The 15,694-nt window shown below is 67.4% G+C and carries 13 protein-coding genes and 2 tRNA genes; 12 read left to right on the top strand and 3 right to left on the bottom strand.

Features of this window, described 5'->3' with window-relative positions; all coding sequences use genetic code 11:
- The 3 genes from RTO53_RS02740 to RTO53_RS02730 all read left to right on the top strand — a co-directional run.
- Positions 1 to 1,557, top strand: a 1,557-nt coding sequence (locus tag RTO53_RS02740; RefSeq protein WP_312236347.1) for a PilC/PilY family type IV pilus protein, incomplete at its 5' end; no start/stop codon positions are given.
- 26 nt (positions 1,558 to 1,583) lie between these two features.
- Positions 1,584 to 1,994 (top strand): type IV pilin protein, encoded by a 411-nt coding sequence (locus RTO53_RS02735; RefSeq protein WP_312236346.1) that lies wholly within the window; start codon positions 1,584 to 1,586, stop codon positions 1,992 to 1,994.
- 91 nt (positions 1,995 to 2,085) lie between these two features.
- A tRNA-Asn gene (locus RTO53_RS02730) sits at positions 2,086 to 2,162 on the top strand.
- A gap of 74 nt (positions 2,163 to 2,236) precedes the next feature.
- On the opposite strand, the gene RTO53_RS02725 is transcribed toward RTO53_RS02730, so the two are convergent.
- On the bottom strand, positions 2,237 to 2,779 hold the full coding sequence (locus RTO53_RS02725) for a GspH/FimT family pseudopilin (protein WP_312236345.1): 543 nt from the start codon (positions 2,777 to 2,779) through the stop codon (positions 2,237 to 2,239).
- A 151-nt stretch (positions 2,780 to 2,930) separates the two neighbouring features.
- On the opposite strand from RTO53_RS02725, the gene uvrB reads away from it, so the two are divergent.
- A complete protein-coding gene (gene uvrB, locus RTO53_RS02720) occupies positions 2,931 to 4,958 on the top strand; it encodes an excinuclease ABC subunit UvrB (RefSeq protein WP_256776179.1) in 2,028 nt (675 codons plus the stop codon).
- 107 nt (positions 4,959 to 5,065) lie between these two features.
- Positions 5,066 to 5,140: transfer RNA gene (locus RTO53_RS02715), tRNA-Val, on the top strand.
- 383 nt (positions 5,141 to 5,523) lie between these two features.
- On the opposite strand, the gene RTO53_RS02710 is transcribed toward RTO53_RS02715, so the two are convergent.
- On the bottom strand, positions 5,524 to 5,928 hold the full coding sequence (locus tag RTO53_RS02710) for a hypothetical protein (protein WP_312236344.1): 405 nt from the start codon (positions 5,926 to 5,928) through the stop codon (positions 5,524 to 5,526).
- 401 nt (positions 5,929 to 6,329) lie between these two features.
- Between RTO53_RS02710 and RTO53_RS02705 the strand changes: the two genes are divergently transcribed.
- A complete protein-coding gene (locus RTO53_RS02705) occupies positions 6,330 to 6,752 on the top strand; it encodes a hypothetical protein (RefSeq protein ID WP_312236343.1) in 423 nt (140 codons plus the stop codon).
- Here the strand turns inward: RTO53_RS02705 and RTO53_RS02700 are convergent.
- Positions 6,695 to 8,284, bottom strand: a complete 1,590-nt coding sequence (locus RTO53_RS02700) for an MASE1 domain-containing protein (RefSeq protein WP_312236342.1) — start codon at positions 8,282 to 8,284, stop codon at positions 6,695 to 6,697. The genes RTO53_RS02705 and RTO53_RS02700 overlap by 58 nt on opposite strands.
- Before the next feature lie 252 nt (positions 8,285 to 8,536).
- On the opposite strand from RTO53_RS02700, the gene RTO53_RS02695 reads away from it, so the two are divergent.
- From RTO53_RS02695 to kdsB, 6 genes are read left to right on the top strand one after another with little or no spacing between them, the layout of a single operon-like run.
- A complete protein-coding gene (locus tag RTO53_RS02695; RefSeq protein WP_312236341.1) occupies positions 8,537 to 10,951 on the top strand; it encodes a DNA internalization-related competence protein ComEC/Rec2 in 2,415 nt (804 codons plus the stop codon).
- A gap of 3 nt (positions 10,952 to 10,954) precedes the next feature.
- Complete coding sequence (locus tag RTO53_RS02690; protein ID WP_312236340.1) at positions 10,955 to 11,626, top strand: MotA/TolQ/ExbB proton channel family protein; 672 nt, start codon at positions 10,955 to 10,957, stop codon at positions 11,624 to 11,626.
- Positions 11,627 to 11,629: 3 nt separating this feature from the next.
- Complete coding sequence (locus RTO53_RS02685) at positions 11,630 to 12,052, top strand: biopolymer transporter ExbD (RefSeq protein WP_312236339.1); 423 nt, start codon at positions 11,630 to 11,632, stop codon at positions 12,050 to 12,052.
- Positions 12,049 to 13,797, top strand: coding sequence for a lipid A export permease/ATP-binding protein MsbA (gene msbA / locus RTO53_RS02680; RefSeq protein ID WP_312236338.1), 1,749 nt, complete (start codon positions 12,049 to 12,051; stop codon positions 13,795 to 13,797). Before RTO53_RS02685 ends, msbA begins: the two co-directional genes overlap by 4 nt.
- Complete coding sequence (lpxK, locus tag RTO53_RS02675; protein WP_312236337.1) at positions 13,797 to 14,819, top strand: tetraacyldisaccharide 4'-kinase; 1,023 nt, start codon at positions 13,797 to 13,799, stop codon at positions 14,817 to 14,819. Before msbA ends, lpxK begins: the two co-directional genes overlap by 1 nt.
- Positions 14,820 to 14,868: 49 nt before the next feature.
- Positions 14,869 to 15,642 carry a 3-deoxy-manno-octulosonate cytidylyltransferase gene (gene kdsB, locus RTO53_RS02670; protein ID WP_312236336.1) on the top strand — a complete coding sequence of 258 codons (774 nt, stop codon included), beginning with the start codon at positions 14,869 to 14,871 and terminating at the stop codon, positions 15,640 to 15,642.
- Positions 15,643 to 15,694: the final 52 nt, after the last annotated feature.

The following is a 15,694-nucleotide window of genomic DNA, read 5'->3' as shown; positions in this document are numbered from 1 at the left end:
GACTATGGTTTCCGCCAGCTGGGCGGCACGCTCGCGACGTCGTACGGCGATTACCTGGCGACCAAGGTCAAGGAACAGAATTACATGGTGTACGTCGGGGCCAACGACGGCATGTTCCATGGCTTCGATGGCGGCATGAACGGCAGCAGCCAGGATACAGGCGACGGTGGCCGCGAGCGCCTGGCCTACATTCCGGCGACTTCGCTGGGGCACATGGGCAACCTGCTCTTCCCCTATAAATCCACCACCAACGACCAGAAGTTCCAGCACCGGTATTTTGTCGATGGCCCGGTGGCCGTGTCGGACATGTACGATGGCACCAAGTGGCGTACCGCCGTAGTCGGCACTGCCGGCGCCGGTGGCCGCGCGGTGTTCGCGCTGGATGTCACCGATCCCACCCGGTTCGGTACCGGCAACGTGCTGTGGGAAATCAACGATTCCGACACGCGCCTCTCGCAGGATGTGCGCAACAACATCGGCAATGTGCTGGGCAAGCCGGTGATCGTGCCGGTCCGCTCGGGCAACAGCGTGGTGTGGAAGGCGATCTTCGGCAACGGCTATGGCAGCGTGAGTGGCAAGGCAGTGCTGTTCGTCGTGGACATGGCCACCGGCAGCACGTCGATGATCGAGGCCGAAGAAACCAGCTCGACCGTTGCCGGCAGCAATGGCCTGGGCGCTCTGGTGGTCGTGGATCGCTGGAGCGGCACCAGCCAGGGCACGCGCGGCCGCGACGGTGCCGCCGATACGGTGTACGCCGCCGACCAGCGCGGCGCACTGTGGAAGTTCGATCTGCGCAGCACCACCGGCAAGGTGACCACGCCGGTGTTCACCACCGCCACGCATTCGGAAACCTCCGGCACCACCAGTGCGACCTACCGCCAGCCGATCACCGGCGGCCTTACCGCCGCGACGGGCGCGGGCGGCGGGGTCATGCTGTTCTTCGGCACCGGCAGCTTCTCCTTCGTCAATGACCCGGCCGACGTTTCCCCGCAGGCGCTGTACGGCATCAACGACACCAGCAGTGGCGCACCTGCCACCACCCTGACCCCCTCCAACCTGCAGGCTTACTCGGTGGAGACCAGCGCCGATGAGCGCACGCTCACCGCTGCTGCGCCACCGGCCAATGTACGCGGCTGGACGATTGCCCTGCCAACGACCACCGGCGAGCGTTTCGTCGGCAACCCGACCATCGTCGGCGGTGTACTGTTCATGCCGACCTACGTGCCCAACCGGCAAACGGTCGGGTGTTCGACCAGCGGGTCGAACTGGCTGTTCGGCCTGGAAACGCTGACCGGTGCCGGCGCCATGTCGGAAATGCGGTTCGGCAGTCCCGGTGGCACCAGCCCCGGCAAGAGCACCGCTGCAGTCGGCCTGAAGGGCGATAGCACCGCGCCGGTGAAGGACGTCGGCGTGTCGGCGATCCCACGCCTCCGCAGCGGCGCCGGCGCCGGCCCGCCCGGAGGAAACTCGTGCTGGATGGTGGTCACCGTGCCCGGTGGTGATCCGATGTACGCACCGTACCCCTGTGGTCGCCAATCCTGGCGCCAGGTGAAGTGACCATGAAAGAACAGGATCCGATGACCATGAAACGCCTACGCAGCGGCCCGTCCATGGTGGCTGGCTTTACCCTGATCGAACTGATGCTGGTGATCGGCGTCATCGCCGTGCTCAGCGCCATCGCAATTCCGTCCTATCTGGAACAGGTACGCAAGAGCCGCCGTGGCGCGGTGAAGGCGGACATGGTCGAGTATGCGCAGCGGGCGGAGCGACAGCATTCTTCGTCCAACACGTATGCAGGCTACGCGCTGCCGTATACGGTATCGCCGCGCGAAGGCGGGACGGCGTACTACATCCTGAAGGTGGACACGACGCCGTCCACCTTCAAGATCACCGCTACCCCGCAGGGCGCGCAGACAAAGGACAGCTGCGGGGAGCTGAGCATCGACCAGGCCAACCGCAAGACATCCACCGGTACCTTGAGCAACTGCTGGTAAGCGCTGCGCGGGCGAGGGGTGTCACGGCGCGCGATGATCGGCATGCAAAGTGTTGCCCTTCGGCAAAAGCGCCTTTACAATGCGCCTCCCCGCCCGAATAGCTCAGCCGGTTAGAGCACTTGACTGTTAATCAGGGGGTCGTTGGTTCGAGTCCAACTTCGGGCGCCAGATACAGAAAAGCCGCGAGAAATCGCGGCTTTTTCGTGTCCGCGCACCGGTGGCGCCCGTGCTCCGAGGGTGGTTCATGGCGTGCAACCGCCCGATTCGTCCAGGGTTTCCGAGCGGATCCGGCCACTGTTGTTGACCACCACGCGTCCGCGCAGGTCCCCGTGGCTGCAGATTCTCAGTTGAAGGTTGGTGCCCCATGCACGCCCATCCGGCAGGTAGCGGATATGGGGGCGGCCGCTGCTGGAGTGGATCTCCCAGCCGCGCGGGTAGTGCAGGCGTTGGTGTCGCAGCACGGCATCGCCGATGGCCGTGTCGGCGTAGGTAGGTCGGATGATCCAGCCCTGGCCCCAGCCCGCTGCGTCGCCGCTGCAGCGCACGCCGTCGATGCTGGGGCACATGCTGATGTCGACCCGGCGCTGGATCGCTGCGAGGCGGGCAAACGCCAGGTGGCTGCTGAGCAGATGCCGTGCACTGGCCGCGCGCTGGCGATCCAGCAGCCGCTGGGTGGCGGGCAGGGCCACTGAGAGCAGGATGAGCAGGACCGCCGTGGCGATGCCCACCTCCAGCAGGGTCCAGCCGCCCGCAGCCGGAGCGCGGCGTGGTCGGCATCGATGCATGGGGGAGCGCTCCGGCAGGGCGGGCAACCAGCCTGCGCGGGCCGTCCGTCGGTGCCTATCAGCGCCTGTCCCGCGTGCCCGTAGGCCATCCCCTCAGCCAGCCGTCACCATCCCGCCCGTTATACTGGAGGGCCCGGGATTTGGCGGCACCATGAGCGATCGGTTCGAACTTGTATCCCCGTATTCACCGGCAGGCGACCAGCCGGCGGCGATCGAGAAGCTGACGGCCAATTTCGAGGCCGGCGTGGCCAAGCAGACCCTGCTCGGCGTGACCGGCTCGGGCAAGACGTACACCATCGCCAATGTGATCCAGCAGGTGCAGAAGCCGACGCTGATCATGGCGCCGAACAAGACCCTGGCCGCGCAGCTGTACGGCGAATTCAAATCGTTCTTCCCGCACAACGCGGTCGAATACTTCGTCAGTTACTACGACTACTACCAGCCGGAAGCCTATGTGCCTTCGTCGGACACCTTCATCGAGAAGGACAGTTCGATCAACGAGCACATCGAACAGATGCGCCTGGCCGCGACCAAGACCCTGCTGTCGCGCCCGGATGCGATCGTGGTGGCCACGGTCTCGGCCATCTACGGCCTGGGCGCCCCGGAAGACTACCTGTCGCTGCGGCTGATCCTGTCCACCGGCGAGCGCATCGACCAGCGCGACCTGATCAACCACCTGACCCAGCTGCAGTTCACCCGCAACGAATACGAGCTGCAACGGGGCACGTTCCGGGTGCGCGGCGAGGTGATCGACGTGTTCCCGGCCGAGTCCGACAGCGAGGCGGTGCGCATCGAGCTGTTCGATGGCGAGATCGAGCAGATCAGCATGTTCGATCCGCTCACCGGCGAGAGCCTGCGCAAGCTGATGCGCTACACCGTGTATCCCAAGACCCACTACGCCACCACCCGCGAGCGCGTGCTGGCCGCGGTGGAGACGATCAAGGCCGAGCTCACCCCGCGGCTGGAGCAGTTGTACGAACAGAACAAGCTGGTCGAGGCGCAGCGCCTGGCGCAGCGCACCCAGTTCGACCTGGAGATGATGGCCGAAGTCGGTTTCTGCAACGGCATCGAGAATTACTCGCGGCACCTGACCGGCAAGGCACCGGGCGAGCCGCCCCCGACGCTGTTCGATTACCTGCCGCCGGACGCGCTGCTGGTCATCGACGAATCGCACGTGACCATTCCGCAGATCGGCGCGATGTTCAAGGGCGACCGGTCGCGCAAGGAAACCCTGGTCGAGTTCGGGTTCCGGCTGCCGTCGGCGCTGGACAACCGCCCGCTGCGTTTCGAGGAATGGGAGGCGCGCTGCCCGCGCAGCATCTATGTCTCGGCAACGCCCGGTCCGTACGAGCTGCGCGAGGCCGGCGATGAAATCACCGAGCTGGTGGTGCGCCCGACCGGCCTTATCGATCCGGTGGTGGAGATCCGTCCGGTCGGCACACAGGTTGACGACCTGATGAGCGAGGTCAACGAACGCATCAAGCTGGGCGACCGCGTGCTGGTCACCACGCTGACCAAGCGCATGGCCGAGAACCTCACCGAATACCTGACCGAGCACGGCATCCGCGTGCGTTACCTGCACTCGGACATCGACACGGTCGAGCGCGTGGAAATCATCCGCGACTTGCGCCTGGGCAAGTTCGATGTACTGGTGGGCATCAACCTGCTGCGCGAAGGCCTGGACATGCCCGAGGTGTCGCTGGTGGCGATCCTGGATGCGGACAAGGAAGGCTTCCTGCGTTCGACCGGCTCGCTGATCCAGACCATCGGCCGCGCCGCCCGCAACCTGCGCGGCAAGGCGATCCTGTATGCCGACAAGATGACGCGCTCGATGCAGGCGGCGATCGACGAGACCGACCGACGCCGTGCCAAGCAGGTGGAATACAACGAACTGCACGGGATCACGCCCAAATCGGTGCTGCGCCCGATCACCGACGTGCTCGAAGGCGCACGCTCGGAGGCGGCCGAGAAGGAAGCACGCGGCAAGGGCGGCAAGGGGCGTGGTGGCCGTGTTGCCGAGGAGTCGGTGGACTACCGCACCCTCGAACCGGCGCAGATCGCCAAGCGCCTGCAGGCGCTGGAGCAGAAGATGTACCAGCACGCACGCGACCTGGAGTTCGAGGCGGCGGCCCATGTCCGCGACCAGATCCGGCAGCTGAAGGAAGCCAGCCTCGGCTGAACAACCGATTGTGAAATATCTTCACAAAAGTGTTGCGCTTCCCGGGGGACGTCCGTAATATACGCGGCCTGCACCGACGCATTCGCGGCGACGCAGAAGGAAGAAACGGGCGGTTAGCTCAGCGGTAGAGCACTACCTTGACATGGTAGGGGTCACAGGTTCGAACCCTGTACCGCCCACCACTCCGGCCTCCAACGAGGTGCGGGTGGAAACGAAGAAGGCCAGCCATCGTGCTGGCCTTTTTGTTGCCTTTTTGCCCGGCTCGTTCAGCCGGCCGGGGAGGGTCGGCCGGCTGCAATATGCGGTGCTCCAGGGCGCATCCGCCCCTCCCGTGCCCGTATCGAGGGCTCAAGCAGCAGCACGCTCAGACGGTTGCGACGGCATCGTACCCGGCCGGCATATGTGTCCGATGCCGGTTGGATAGACCAGGCTGACCTGCTCGCGAAACAGGCGGGACTGCATCTGTTCTGGCGCAGGATGTCCGCCGCCGGTGTGGCGTGTCCGCGCCGCAGGAGCCAGTCGGCGGCCGCATGGATCGAGGTGTCGATGTCCTCGCCGATCCGTGTCATTCGCAGCGCGCGCTCGCGACGATCCTGTTCGCCTGCAAGGTGGGTGGTCCGCGCCAGGCGCGTCTCGAGCGCATCCACACGCGATGCGCGCGCACGATCACGGCGACGGTGGGCATCAGGACCATCGAGGCGATGATCACCCAGGCAATGCCATACCGGTCGATCATCGGATAACGCGATATCCCGAAGAAGGCATATTCGCCAAGCATCAACCACGGCCACCAGCGCGGTCGAAGCAGGAGCAGCGCGGCCACCCGCAACCCGGCCGGCAAGTACAGCTGGTCCACCGAGATGCTGCGGGCGGCCCAATAGGCCAACGCGTAGGCGCTGGCCAGCATTGGACCGCCCAGCGGAATGCGCAGGTCCAGCGGGAACGCGCGGTTCAATCCCTGCAATGACACCTGTCCTCTCCTTGTCTGTTTGATCGGCCGTTGGCCTGGCCGGGCGCAGGCTCGACAGTATCGTGCCTCGGCACGCTGGCAATTCCGGTCGGCACGCGCCGGTTTGGATCGATCCTTCCGATGCAACGGCGTATATCCGGCAACGCCGGCTGAAACGCCGCTGCGGTATCTCCGGGCGTCCCGGAGTTGAAACCGTCATTTTCCCGGCGTGCCGATTCCGTCACGCAGGGCCCAGGGGTTGCCTTGGGTAAACCTGCCCGCCGCTGAATCTTGTGCTAGCGTCTGCGGGCCAATTGGCAGGGATTCCATCTAGTTGGAAAGTGGTCAGGAAACTTCACCCCTTATCAGGAGGCATCATGAGGATGCTGCATCGTCTTACCGTCATTACCCTCGCGGCTGGAATGTTCGCGCCCGTCCTGGCGTCGGCACAGAATGCACAGGCCGCTGGCACGTGCTGCAACACCGACCCGCATGGCATCGCCATAGCGTCCAAGGGAATCGGCGAATCGGCACCGCTGGCGCTGGATGTCAGCCAGGTGTCGGCGTGGAAGGCATTCGAGTTCAAGCGCGACGGTGTGTGGTACCTGCAGGTCAATGACCGCGACGGCAATGTGCGCGCGATCATCGGCAACATCGACCGGGAGTTCTGGACGCTGCCCGGCGGCGTGGATGCCGATCGGGTTTCCCTGCCACGCCACCTGCTGGAGATTCCCGCAGGTGCGCAGCGCACGGTGGTCTATCGCAAGCCGCAGATGCTGCTGGTGGGTTACAACACCGCCGGTGGCATGATGTGGTCGGTGGAAAGTCCGGACGGCACGCGGTAAACGACCGGCATTTCGGTCAACGTCAGGCGGATACGGTTACGGCGGCACTGCACGGTGCCGCCGTAAGCCAACACCCTGCCGCCCAGCACTTCCAGTGCCTGTGCGGCAGTGCTTTTGCCGAGTCGGCGGGTGGGGTCGAGCAGCGCAATGGTCATGACGATTCCGCGGGTGCCGGCACGCTTGCCGCAGCGGCTGCGGATCTGGAGGTAGCCACGCTCCTGCTTCAGCAGCAGGCCCACCGCATCGCTCAGGCTGCGATAGGCGGCCAACTGCAGCCCCAGGCTTAGCTGGCACGGATCACCGGCGAGCAGCGGGCGGGCCACACGGTCGGTGGCCATCCAGGCTTCGGATATACCGCCCATGCGCAGGGCGACGTACAGGCCGGAATACTCGATCTCGGTCGGATAGACCAGGCTCACCTGTTCGCGGAGCAGCAGCGACTGCGCCACGTTCGAGCGCAGCATGTCCATGGCCGGCGCGTGGTGGCCGCGCTCCTTCAGCCATTCCACCGCCTTCTTGAAGGAGGTGTCGATGTCGTCGCCGATCCGCTTCATGTGCAGCGCGCGTTCGCGCATGTCCTGCTCGCTGGTCAGGTGCGAAATGCGGGCCAGGTCCAGGGCGTGGTTGCCCAGCCGATCACGCTGCGTGAAGCGATGGTAGTGATGGGAAATCGTCGAGCCGAGCAGCAGCAGGGTAGTGCCGGTGACGGCGAGGATCTGCTGGGAAATGAAGGTGGTGTCATCGAACGACCCTGGCAGGCCGGTGCTCTGCATGGTCAGGCCGAGGGTGAGGTTCAAGGTGACCACGCTGACTGCCGCACCGCGCCAGCCATACAGGCAGGTCAGCGCGATGGCCGGCAACATCATCGCGATGTGCAGGCTGTGCTTGGCGATGGGGTCGGCATCGGGCAGGCGCATCGCTGCCAGCCCGAGCAGGACGATCGCGCCCAGCGATACCGGCAGTGCGAACGCCCAGCCCCGGGTGGCCACATAGGACACGTGCCGGCGGGTCCACAGCAACGCCAGCGGCGCGAAGATCAGGATGCCTAGATAATCGCCGATCACGTAACGCGCCACGCCGGTCCAGGACACCGCGTCGTGAAGCGTGGGCATCAACAGGTAGGCCAGGCCCTGGTTGAGTGCGGACACCGAGATCGCCGCGAGCACGGCAACCGACAGCAGCCAGGATTCGTTGTTGGACGCCATCAGGCGGCGGTGCGCATGCACGATCAGTGCCACCGTGGGCATCAGTACCGCGGATGCGATCACTACCCACGCCACGCCGTACTTTTCGATCAGCGGATAGCGCGCCTGGGCGAAGAACAGGTATTCGCCCGCGATCAGGTAGGGCCAGAAGCGCGGCGGCACCAGCAGCAGCGCAGCCACGCGCACGCCGGCAGGCAGATAGAACTGGTCCACCGATGTGCCCCGCGCGATCCAGTAGGCGAGGGCATACAGCAGGGCCAGCAGCACACCACTCGGATGGATGCGCAGATTGAGGTGAAACTCCTTTTTCAACCAGCTCAGCTGCACGGAGACCTCCGTTCACGTGGGTGACGCATCGCCGACACAGGGTGTCGGGGCTGAACGGACACTATCGGCGAAACCGTTTCGATGCAACGCCGTGGGCGTGAAAACATCCCGCACCACTTTATGCAGTCTGCAGCGCGTGAAACTCAGATTTGATGGAGATCACAATTTCTGGAGCTGATCGGGGACTCCACCGACGTCGCATTGGTTGACTGGCTGATGGTTTGACCACGCCACGCAGCCAAGCATGGTGGCATGACCACATGGGGATCGGTGCAGCCAGCCAGCATTTCCCGCCAGCGTCGCCTGCCGGTGCTGTTCGGCAAGTCGTGCGCTGCAGGGCTGCTGCTGGGCGTCTGCGCGAGCGTGTTCGCGCCGGAACTGCTGCCGCGCTGGGCGGCCGCAGTGGTGGTCGGCGCGGGGCTGGTGCTGTGGTGCTGGCCCGGACGATGGCGCTGCCTGGGTGCTGCATTGTGCGGGCTGGGCTGGGCGACACTGCACGCGCACCTTGCCCTGGCCGCGCAGCTGCCTGCCGGTGCGGCGAAGGCCGAGTACCTGCTGCGCGGCCGGGTGATCGACCTACCGGTCCATGCTGCCCACAGCACCCGCTTCGTGTTCCGCGTGGAGGATGACCCGGCGCTTCCCGAGCGGGTGCGCGGCCGAGCGTTCGCCTTGAGCTGGCACGGCCAGCCCGGCAGTGTTCCCGATCCACGTCGGCAGGTCCGGGCCGGCGCACGCTGGACGCTGCAGGCGCGTCTACGTCCGCCGCGTGGGCTGTTGAATCCCGGCGGCTTCGATGCCGAACGGCACGCCGTGCTGCAGCGCCTGGCCGGCAGCGGCAGCGTGCATGAACCCGCGCGGGCTCGTGCGCTGGGGCCGCCCACCGGGCTGCCGGCGTGGCGCGAGCGGATGGCGGCCTCGATCACCACGCAGGTGCACGGTGAAGGCGCGCGCTTCGTGCAGGCGCTGGCCCTCGGTGATACACGGGGCCTCACCCAGGCCGACTGGGACGATCTGCGCGCGCTTGGGCTCACCCATCTGGTGGCGATCTCCGGCTTTCACGTCGGCCTGGTGGCCGGCTTCGCCGCATGGCTGGCCACGCTTGGCTGGCGTCTGTGGCCGGCGCTGGGCCGAGGACTGCCCCGACCGTTGGCGGCGGTCATCGGCGCCGTGCTGGGGGCGGTGCTGTATGCGGCGGTGGCTGGATTCGCGCTGCCCACGGTGCGCACGGTGTTGATGATTGCCGTGGTTGCCGCCGCACGCTGCGCACGACGACGCGCCACGGTTGGCCAGGCGCTGGCGCTGGCGGCGCTGGCCGTGCTGCTGGTGGACCCGCTGGCGGTGCTGTCACCCGGCTTCTGGCTCAGCTTCGCCGGCGTGCTATGGCTGGTCTGGTGCCTGCCGGGGCGCGATCAGCACTGGCTGCGCACGTTCCTCGGCGCGCAGGGCGTGGTCACGCTGGCGCTGCTGCCGTTGAGCGTGGCCTTGTTCGGCCAGGCGTCGCGGGCGGGGCCGTTGGTGAATCTGTTGGCGATCCCGTGGTGGAGCCTGGTGGTGGTGCCGCTGGCGCTGATCGGCACTGCGCTGGAGGCGATGCTGGACGGCGCGGGCCGCTGGCCGTGGCAGCTCGCAGCCGGGTGTTTCGACGCCAGCTGGTGGCTGTTCGGGCATATCGCGCGCAGCGGACTGGCCCTGTGGTGGGTGCCGCAGGCCGACCGCTGGGCGTTGCTTGCGGCGCTGCTGGGGGTCGGCTGGCTGCTGCTGCCGCGCGGCTGCGGCGGACGGCTGCTGGCGGGGCTGCTGTGCCTGCCGCTGCTGTGGCCGGCGGCGCAGCGGCCCGGGGTGGGCGAGGTGGAGCTGCTGGTGATGGATGTGGGGCAGGGCCTGGCGGTGTGGATACGCACCCGCCACCACCGGCTGCTGTACGACGCCGGGCCGGCCAGCGCCGGCGGCTTCGACGCCGGTGAGCGGGTCGTCGCGCCCACCCTGCACGCGCTCGGCGAAGGCCGGTTGGACCGGCTGCTGCTCAGCCATGGCGATCGCGACCATGCCGGTGGCGCTGCGGCGGTGCAGCGGGCGTTCGGTCACCCGCCGTTGCTGGCGCCGGAAGGCGCGCGGGCAGGGATCGGCATGCCGTGCGCGGCGGGGCAGGCCTGGCGGTGGGACGGGGTTGAATTCCGGATCCTGCACCCGTCACCGGGCGGCCGGTACCGCGGCAACGAAAGCAGCTGCGTGCTGCGCATCGGTACCGCTCATGGGGTGATCCTGTTGCCCGGCGACATCGGCGCGTCCAGCGAGGCGCAGCTCCTGGATACCCAGCCAGGTGCCCTGCGTGCCGCACTGGTGGTGGTACCGCACCATGGCAGTGCCGGTTCCTCCAGCGCGGCCTGGGTGGCGGCGGTGGCGCCGAGGCTGGCGATCGTGTCGGCCGGTCACGGCAATCGCTTCGGCCATCCGCGTGCCGAGGTGGTGGCGCGCTGGCGCGGCGGCGGTGCCGAAGTGCTGAACACCGCCGACAGCGGCGCGGTGCGCGCATGGCTGGGCCGTGAAGGCCTGCAGGTGCGTGAACAGCGGGTTTTTCAGCCGCGTTGGTGGGATGCCGCGGAGCGGGGGCGGGCGGCTGCTATTCTATCGGCGGTCAAACAGGCGGCCGATGGGCCGGAGGGTTGAAACGTGTGGGAACTGGTCAAGGCCGGTGGCTGGCCGATGGTGCCGCTGCTGCTGTTGGGCGTACTGGCTTTGGCGATAGTCCTGGAGCGTTTCTGGACCTTGCGGCGTAACGAAGTCCTGCCCCCGGGGCTGGGACAGGAAGTGCGCAACTGGGCCGCACGCGGCAAGCTCGATCCCAGCCACATCCAGTCGCTGCGGGCGAACTCGCCGCTGGGCGCGCTGCTGGCCGTCGCGCTGGAAGCGCGCAACCGGCCGCGCGACCAGATCCGCGAGCGCATCGAGGATGCCGGTCGGCACCTGGTGCACCGCATGGAGCGTTTCCTGAACGCCTTGGGCACGATCGCCTCGGCTGGCCCGTTGCTGGGCCTGCTCGGCACGGTGGTGGGCATGATCCAGATGTTCCTGGGCATCCTCGACCACGGCGTGGGCGATGTGAACCAGCTGGCCGGCGGCATCGGCAAGGCGCTGGTGTGCACGGCCACCGGCATGATCGTGGCGATTCCGGCGCTCATGTTCCATCGCTATTTCAAGGGCCGCATCGGCGGTTACGTCATCGAAATGGAGCAGGAAGCCAGCGCATTGCTGGACGCGCTCGACGGCCGCCCCGGGGTGATGAACCCCGCCGGCCGCGCCCCCGCTGCCGCCCCGGCGGCACCCGTCACGGCCAAGGGCTGACGGATGCGTATCGGCAATGACCGGGCCCAGGACGAGCCGCATATCGATCTGGTCCCCCTGATCGACGTGATCCTCGTCCTGATCATCTTCTTCGTGGTTACCACCACGTTCGACGCGCGCTCCACGCTGCAGTTGCAGCTGCCGACCGCCAGCCAGCAGAACACCGCCGAGCCGCCGCGCTCGCTGAGCGTGCTGGTGAATGCCGAAGGGCGCTATTTCATCAACGACCAGGAAGTGCTGCGCACTGATGTCGAATCGGTCAAGCAGACCATCGCCGCCGTGGCCGGCAGCGATCGTGACCAGACCGTGCTGCTGCGCGCAGACGCACGTACCCCGTACCAGGCCGTTGTGACCGCCCAGGATGCCCTGGGTCAGCTCGGCTTCCGCCGCATCGCCATCGCTACCGCGCCGGAGGTGCGTCCATGAACAAGAAACATGCCCCGGTCTGGCCCATCTACAAGCGCCTGCTCGGCTATACCCACGCCTACTGGACCTTCATGGTGGCCGCGGTCATCGGCATGGTGGTCGAGGCCCTGGCCGGGTACCACTTCAGCAAGCTGATGGAGCCGCTGGTCAACCGCGGCTTCGTCAACCCCGAGCCGCGCATGGCGGTGATCCTGCCGCTGACCATCCTCGGCCTGTTCGTGGCGCGCAGCGCGGCGACCTTCGTCAGCGATTACGCGCTGGCCCGCACCGGGCGCAGCGTAGTCCGCGACCTGCGCGAGCAGGTGCTGGAAAAGTACCTGCATCTGCCGTCGTCGCATTTCGATACCGAGTCCACCCCGGTGATGGTCAGCCGGCTGAACTTCGATACCGAGCAGGTCACCCAGGCCAGCGCCGACGCGCTCAAGACCCTGGTCGCCGATACCCTGACCATCATCGCCATGCTGGTGGTGATGCTGCAGATGAGCGTCAAGGTGACCGTGGCGATGCTGGTCGTGGTGCCGCTGATCGGCGTCATCGTCTCCTTCGTGGGCAAGCGCTACCGCCGCATCAGCCGCGGCATCCAGGACGGCATGGGCAGCATGGCGCAGACCGCCGAGCAGTCGCTGGCCGCGCAGCAGGAAGTGAAGGTACACGGCACCCAGGCGCATGAAATCTCGCGCTACTCGCGGCTGGCCAACCGCATGCTTGGCCTCAACATGAAGGTGGAGACCACCCGTGCGGCGGCCTCCAGCGTGGTGCAGTTCCTGGCCGCACTCGCGCTCGCCGTGATCGTGTGGGTGTCCACCCGCGAGGCGTTGGCCGGACGCCTGAACGCAGGCCAGTTCATGGGCCTGATGATCTCGATGACGGCGATCATTCCGTCGCTGCGCCGCCTCACCAGCGTGCAGTCCTCGATCGCGCGTGGCGTCTCTGCCGCCGAGCGCCTGTTCTCGATCCTGGACATGCCGGTCGAGCGCGACCAGGGGCAGAAAAAGATCGGCCGCGCGCGTGGCGAACTCAGCTTCGAACACGTGATGCTGCGGTATCGCGAAGACACCGGCGTGGCCCTGGACGACATCAGTTTCGTGGCCAGGCCTGGTACGGTCACGGCCATCGTCGGCCGTTCCGGCAGCGGCAAGACCAGCCTGATCCGGCTGGTGCCGCGCTTCTACGAACCCAGCGGCGGTCGCATCACCCTGGACGGCGTGCCCCTGGATGACTACCCGTTGGCCGACCTGCGCCGGCAGGTGGCCATGGTGGGGCAGAAGGTCATCCTGTTCGACGACTCGGTGGGTGCCAATATCGCCTACGGCATGGATGCCAGCGACGAACAGATCCGTGCGGCCGCCGAGGCGGCCAATGCATGGGAGTTCATCGAGCGCATGCCCCAGCAGCTGCAGACCCCGGTCGGCGAGAACGGGGCGCTGCTGTCCGGCGGCCAGCGCCAGCGCCTGGCGATCGCCCGGGCGATCCTGCGCGACGCGCCGATCCTGATCCTGGACGAGGCCACCGCCGCACTGGACAACGAGTCCGAGCGACTGGTGCAGGACGCGCTGCAGCGCCTGATGCCCGAGCGCACCACGCTGGTCATCGCCCACCGCCTGTCCACCATCGAGCACGCCGACCAGGTGCTGGTGATGGACCATGGCCGCATCGTCGAGCGCGGCACCCATGAGGAGTTGCTGGCGCTGGGCGGCCTCTATGAGCACCTGCACAAGATGCAGTTCCGCGAAAGGCAGCCTTGATGGCCGCCAAGGGCACCCGCACGCCGTCGTACTGGTACGACGGCAGCACCATCCCGTTTCCGGCACGCCTGCTGGCACCGGTGTATGGCATCGCGATCGCGCTGCGCCGGCTGGCGTACCGGCGGCGCTGGCTGAAGCAGCAGGCATTGCCGGTGCCGGTGATCGTGGTCGGCAACGTCACCGCCGGTGGCACCGGCAAGACCCCGTTGACCATCGCGCTGGTCAACCGCCTGCGCGAGGCCGGCTGGAAACCCGGCGTGGCCAGTCGCGGCTATGGGCGTGAAGAAGCGGACGTGGCGCGCTGGGTCGACGCCGGCACCGCGACCGCCGTGGGTGGCGATGAGCCGGTCCTGATCGCGTGGAAAACCGGCGTGCCGGTGCGCGTGGATGCCGACCGCGTGGCGGCCGGCAAGGCGTTGATCGACGCCGGCTGCGACGTCATCGTCTGCGATGACGGCCTGCAGCACTATCGGCTGGCACGCGATATCGAAATCGAAGTGGTCGACGCCCAGCGCCGCTACGGCAATGGCCGCCTGATTCCGGCCGGGCCGTTGCGCGAACCCGCCAGCCGCGCCCAGGACTGCGATTTCCGCGTGGTCAACATGGGCCAGGCCAGCGACGGCATCGCTGCGCAGCCGGCCTGCGGCTTCGGCGAATGGCCGATGCAGCTGCACATCGACAGCGCCCAGCCGCTCAGCGGTGGTCGCGCGCGCACGCTGGCGCATTTCCGCGGTCAGCGCGTGCACGCGGTGGCCGGCATCGCCCACCCGCAGCGCTTCTTCGACATGCTGCGCGCGCATGGCATCGGTGTGGTGCCGCATGCCTTCCCCGACCACCACGCCTACCAGGTATCGGACCTGCGCTTTGGTAGCGAGCTGCCGGTGCTGATGACCGAGAAGGACGCGGTCAAGTGCAAGGTCTTCGCCAATGAGTGGCATTTTGCGGTGCCGCTGGCGGCCGATCTGCCGGCTGCATTCTGGGTGAACCTGCTGGACCGCCTGGACAAACTCGGCAAGCGTTGAAGGCCGCGCCTGCCTCCCCGTATTCCGCTTGCCTGCCGAGAGTTTCCGCATGAGCCAATCCGTCGATTTCGTCGTTGCCATTCCGGCCCGTTTCGCCGCGTCCCGACTGCCAGGCAAGCCACTGCGCCTGCTCGGCGGGGAGCCGCTGGTGCTGCGCGTGGCACAGCGCGCGCTGCTGGCCGGCGCGCGTGAGGTGTGGGTGGCCACCGATGACGCGCGCATCGCCGATGCGCTGCAGGGCCTGTCCAGCGTGCGCGTGGCGATGACCTCGGCCGACCACGCCTCCGGTACCGATCGCCTCGCCGAATGTGCGGCGCAGGCCGGCTGGAGCGATGACACGGTGGTGGTCAACCTGCAGGGCGACGAACCGTTTGCGCCGGCCGAAGGCATCCTCGCTGTGGCCGAGGCACTGGTCTGCAGCGGGGCGGAGATGTCGACGCTGGCGACGCCGGTGGAAGATGCCGAGAGCCTGTTCGACCCGAACGTGGTCAAGGTCGTGCGCAAGCAGAACCTGGATGCGCTGTACTTCAGCCGCGCGCCGATTCCGTGGCACCGCGACGCGTTCGCACGCACGCGCGACAGCCTGTCCGGTGCGCACTGGCTGCGCCACATCGGCATCTACGGTTATCGCGCCGGCTTCCTGCGCCAGTTCGCGGCGCTGCCGCCGGGCACGCTGGAACAGCTGGAATCGCTCGAGCAGCTGCGCGCGCTGGAGGCCGGTCACCGGATCAGTGTGGCGTTGACCCCGGCGGCGTTCCCGCCGGGCATCGACACCCCCGAGGACCTGGCCCGGGCCGAGGCCTGGCTGGCCGCGCACCCGTAAGCGCACGGCCGGGCGGGGCCTGGGGCACCGGCCGCCGCAATTCTGGCGCGGC

This window comes from Stenotrophomonas sp. (genome assembly GCF_031995405.1).
Classification (GTDB): Bacteria; Pseudomonadota; Gammaproteobacteria; order Xanthomonadales; family Xanthomonadaceae; genus Stenotrophomonas.
The sequence above is the reverse complement of the archived record's forward strand: the minus strand, read 5'-3'. Positions and strand labels throughout refer to the sequence as shown.

Coding starts and splice junctions, on each gene's coding strand:
- RTO53_RS02735 (WP_312236346.1), top strand. CDS start 1,584: ATGAAACGCCTACGCAGCGGCCCGTCCATGGTGGCTGGCTTTACCCTG.
- RTO53_RS02725 (WP_312236345.1), bottom strand. CDS start 2,779: ATGCATCGATGCCGACCACGCCGCGCTCCGGCTGCGGGCGGCTGGACC.
- uvrB (WP_256776179.1), top strand. CDS start 2,931: ATGAGCGATCGGTTCGAACTTGTATCCCCGTATTCACCGGCAGGCGAC.
- RTO53_RS02705 (WP_312236343.1), top strand. CDS start 6,330: ATGTTCGCGCCCGTCCTGGCGTCGGCACAGAATGCACAGGCCGCTGGC.
- RTO53_RS02695 (WP_312236341.1), top strand. CDS start 8,537: ATGACCACATGGGGATCGGTGCAGCCAGCCAGCATTTCCCGCCAGCGT.
- RTO53_RS02685 (WP_312236339.1), top strand. CDS start 11,630: ATGCGTATCGGCAATGACCGGGCCCAGGACGAGCCGCATATCGATCTG.
- msbA (WP_312236338.1), top strand. CDS start 12,049: ATGAACAAGAAACATGCCCCGGTCTGGCCCATCTACAAGCGCCTGCTC.
- lpxK (WP_312236337.1), top strand. CDS start 13,797: ATGGCCGCCAAGGGCACCCGCACGCCGTCGTACTGGTACGACGGCAGC.
- kdsB (WP_312236336.1), top strand. CDS start 14,869: ATGAGCCAATCCGTCGATTTCGTCGTTGCCATTCCGGCCCGTTTCGCC.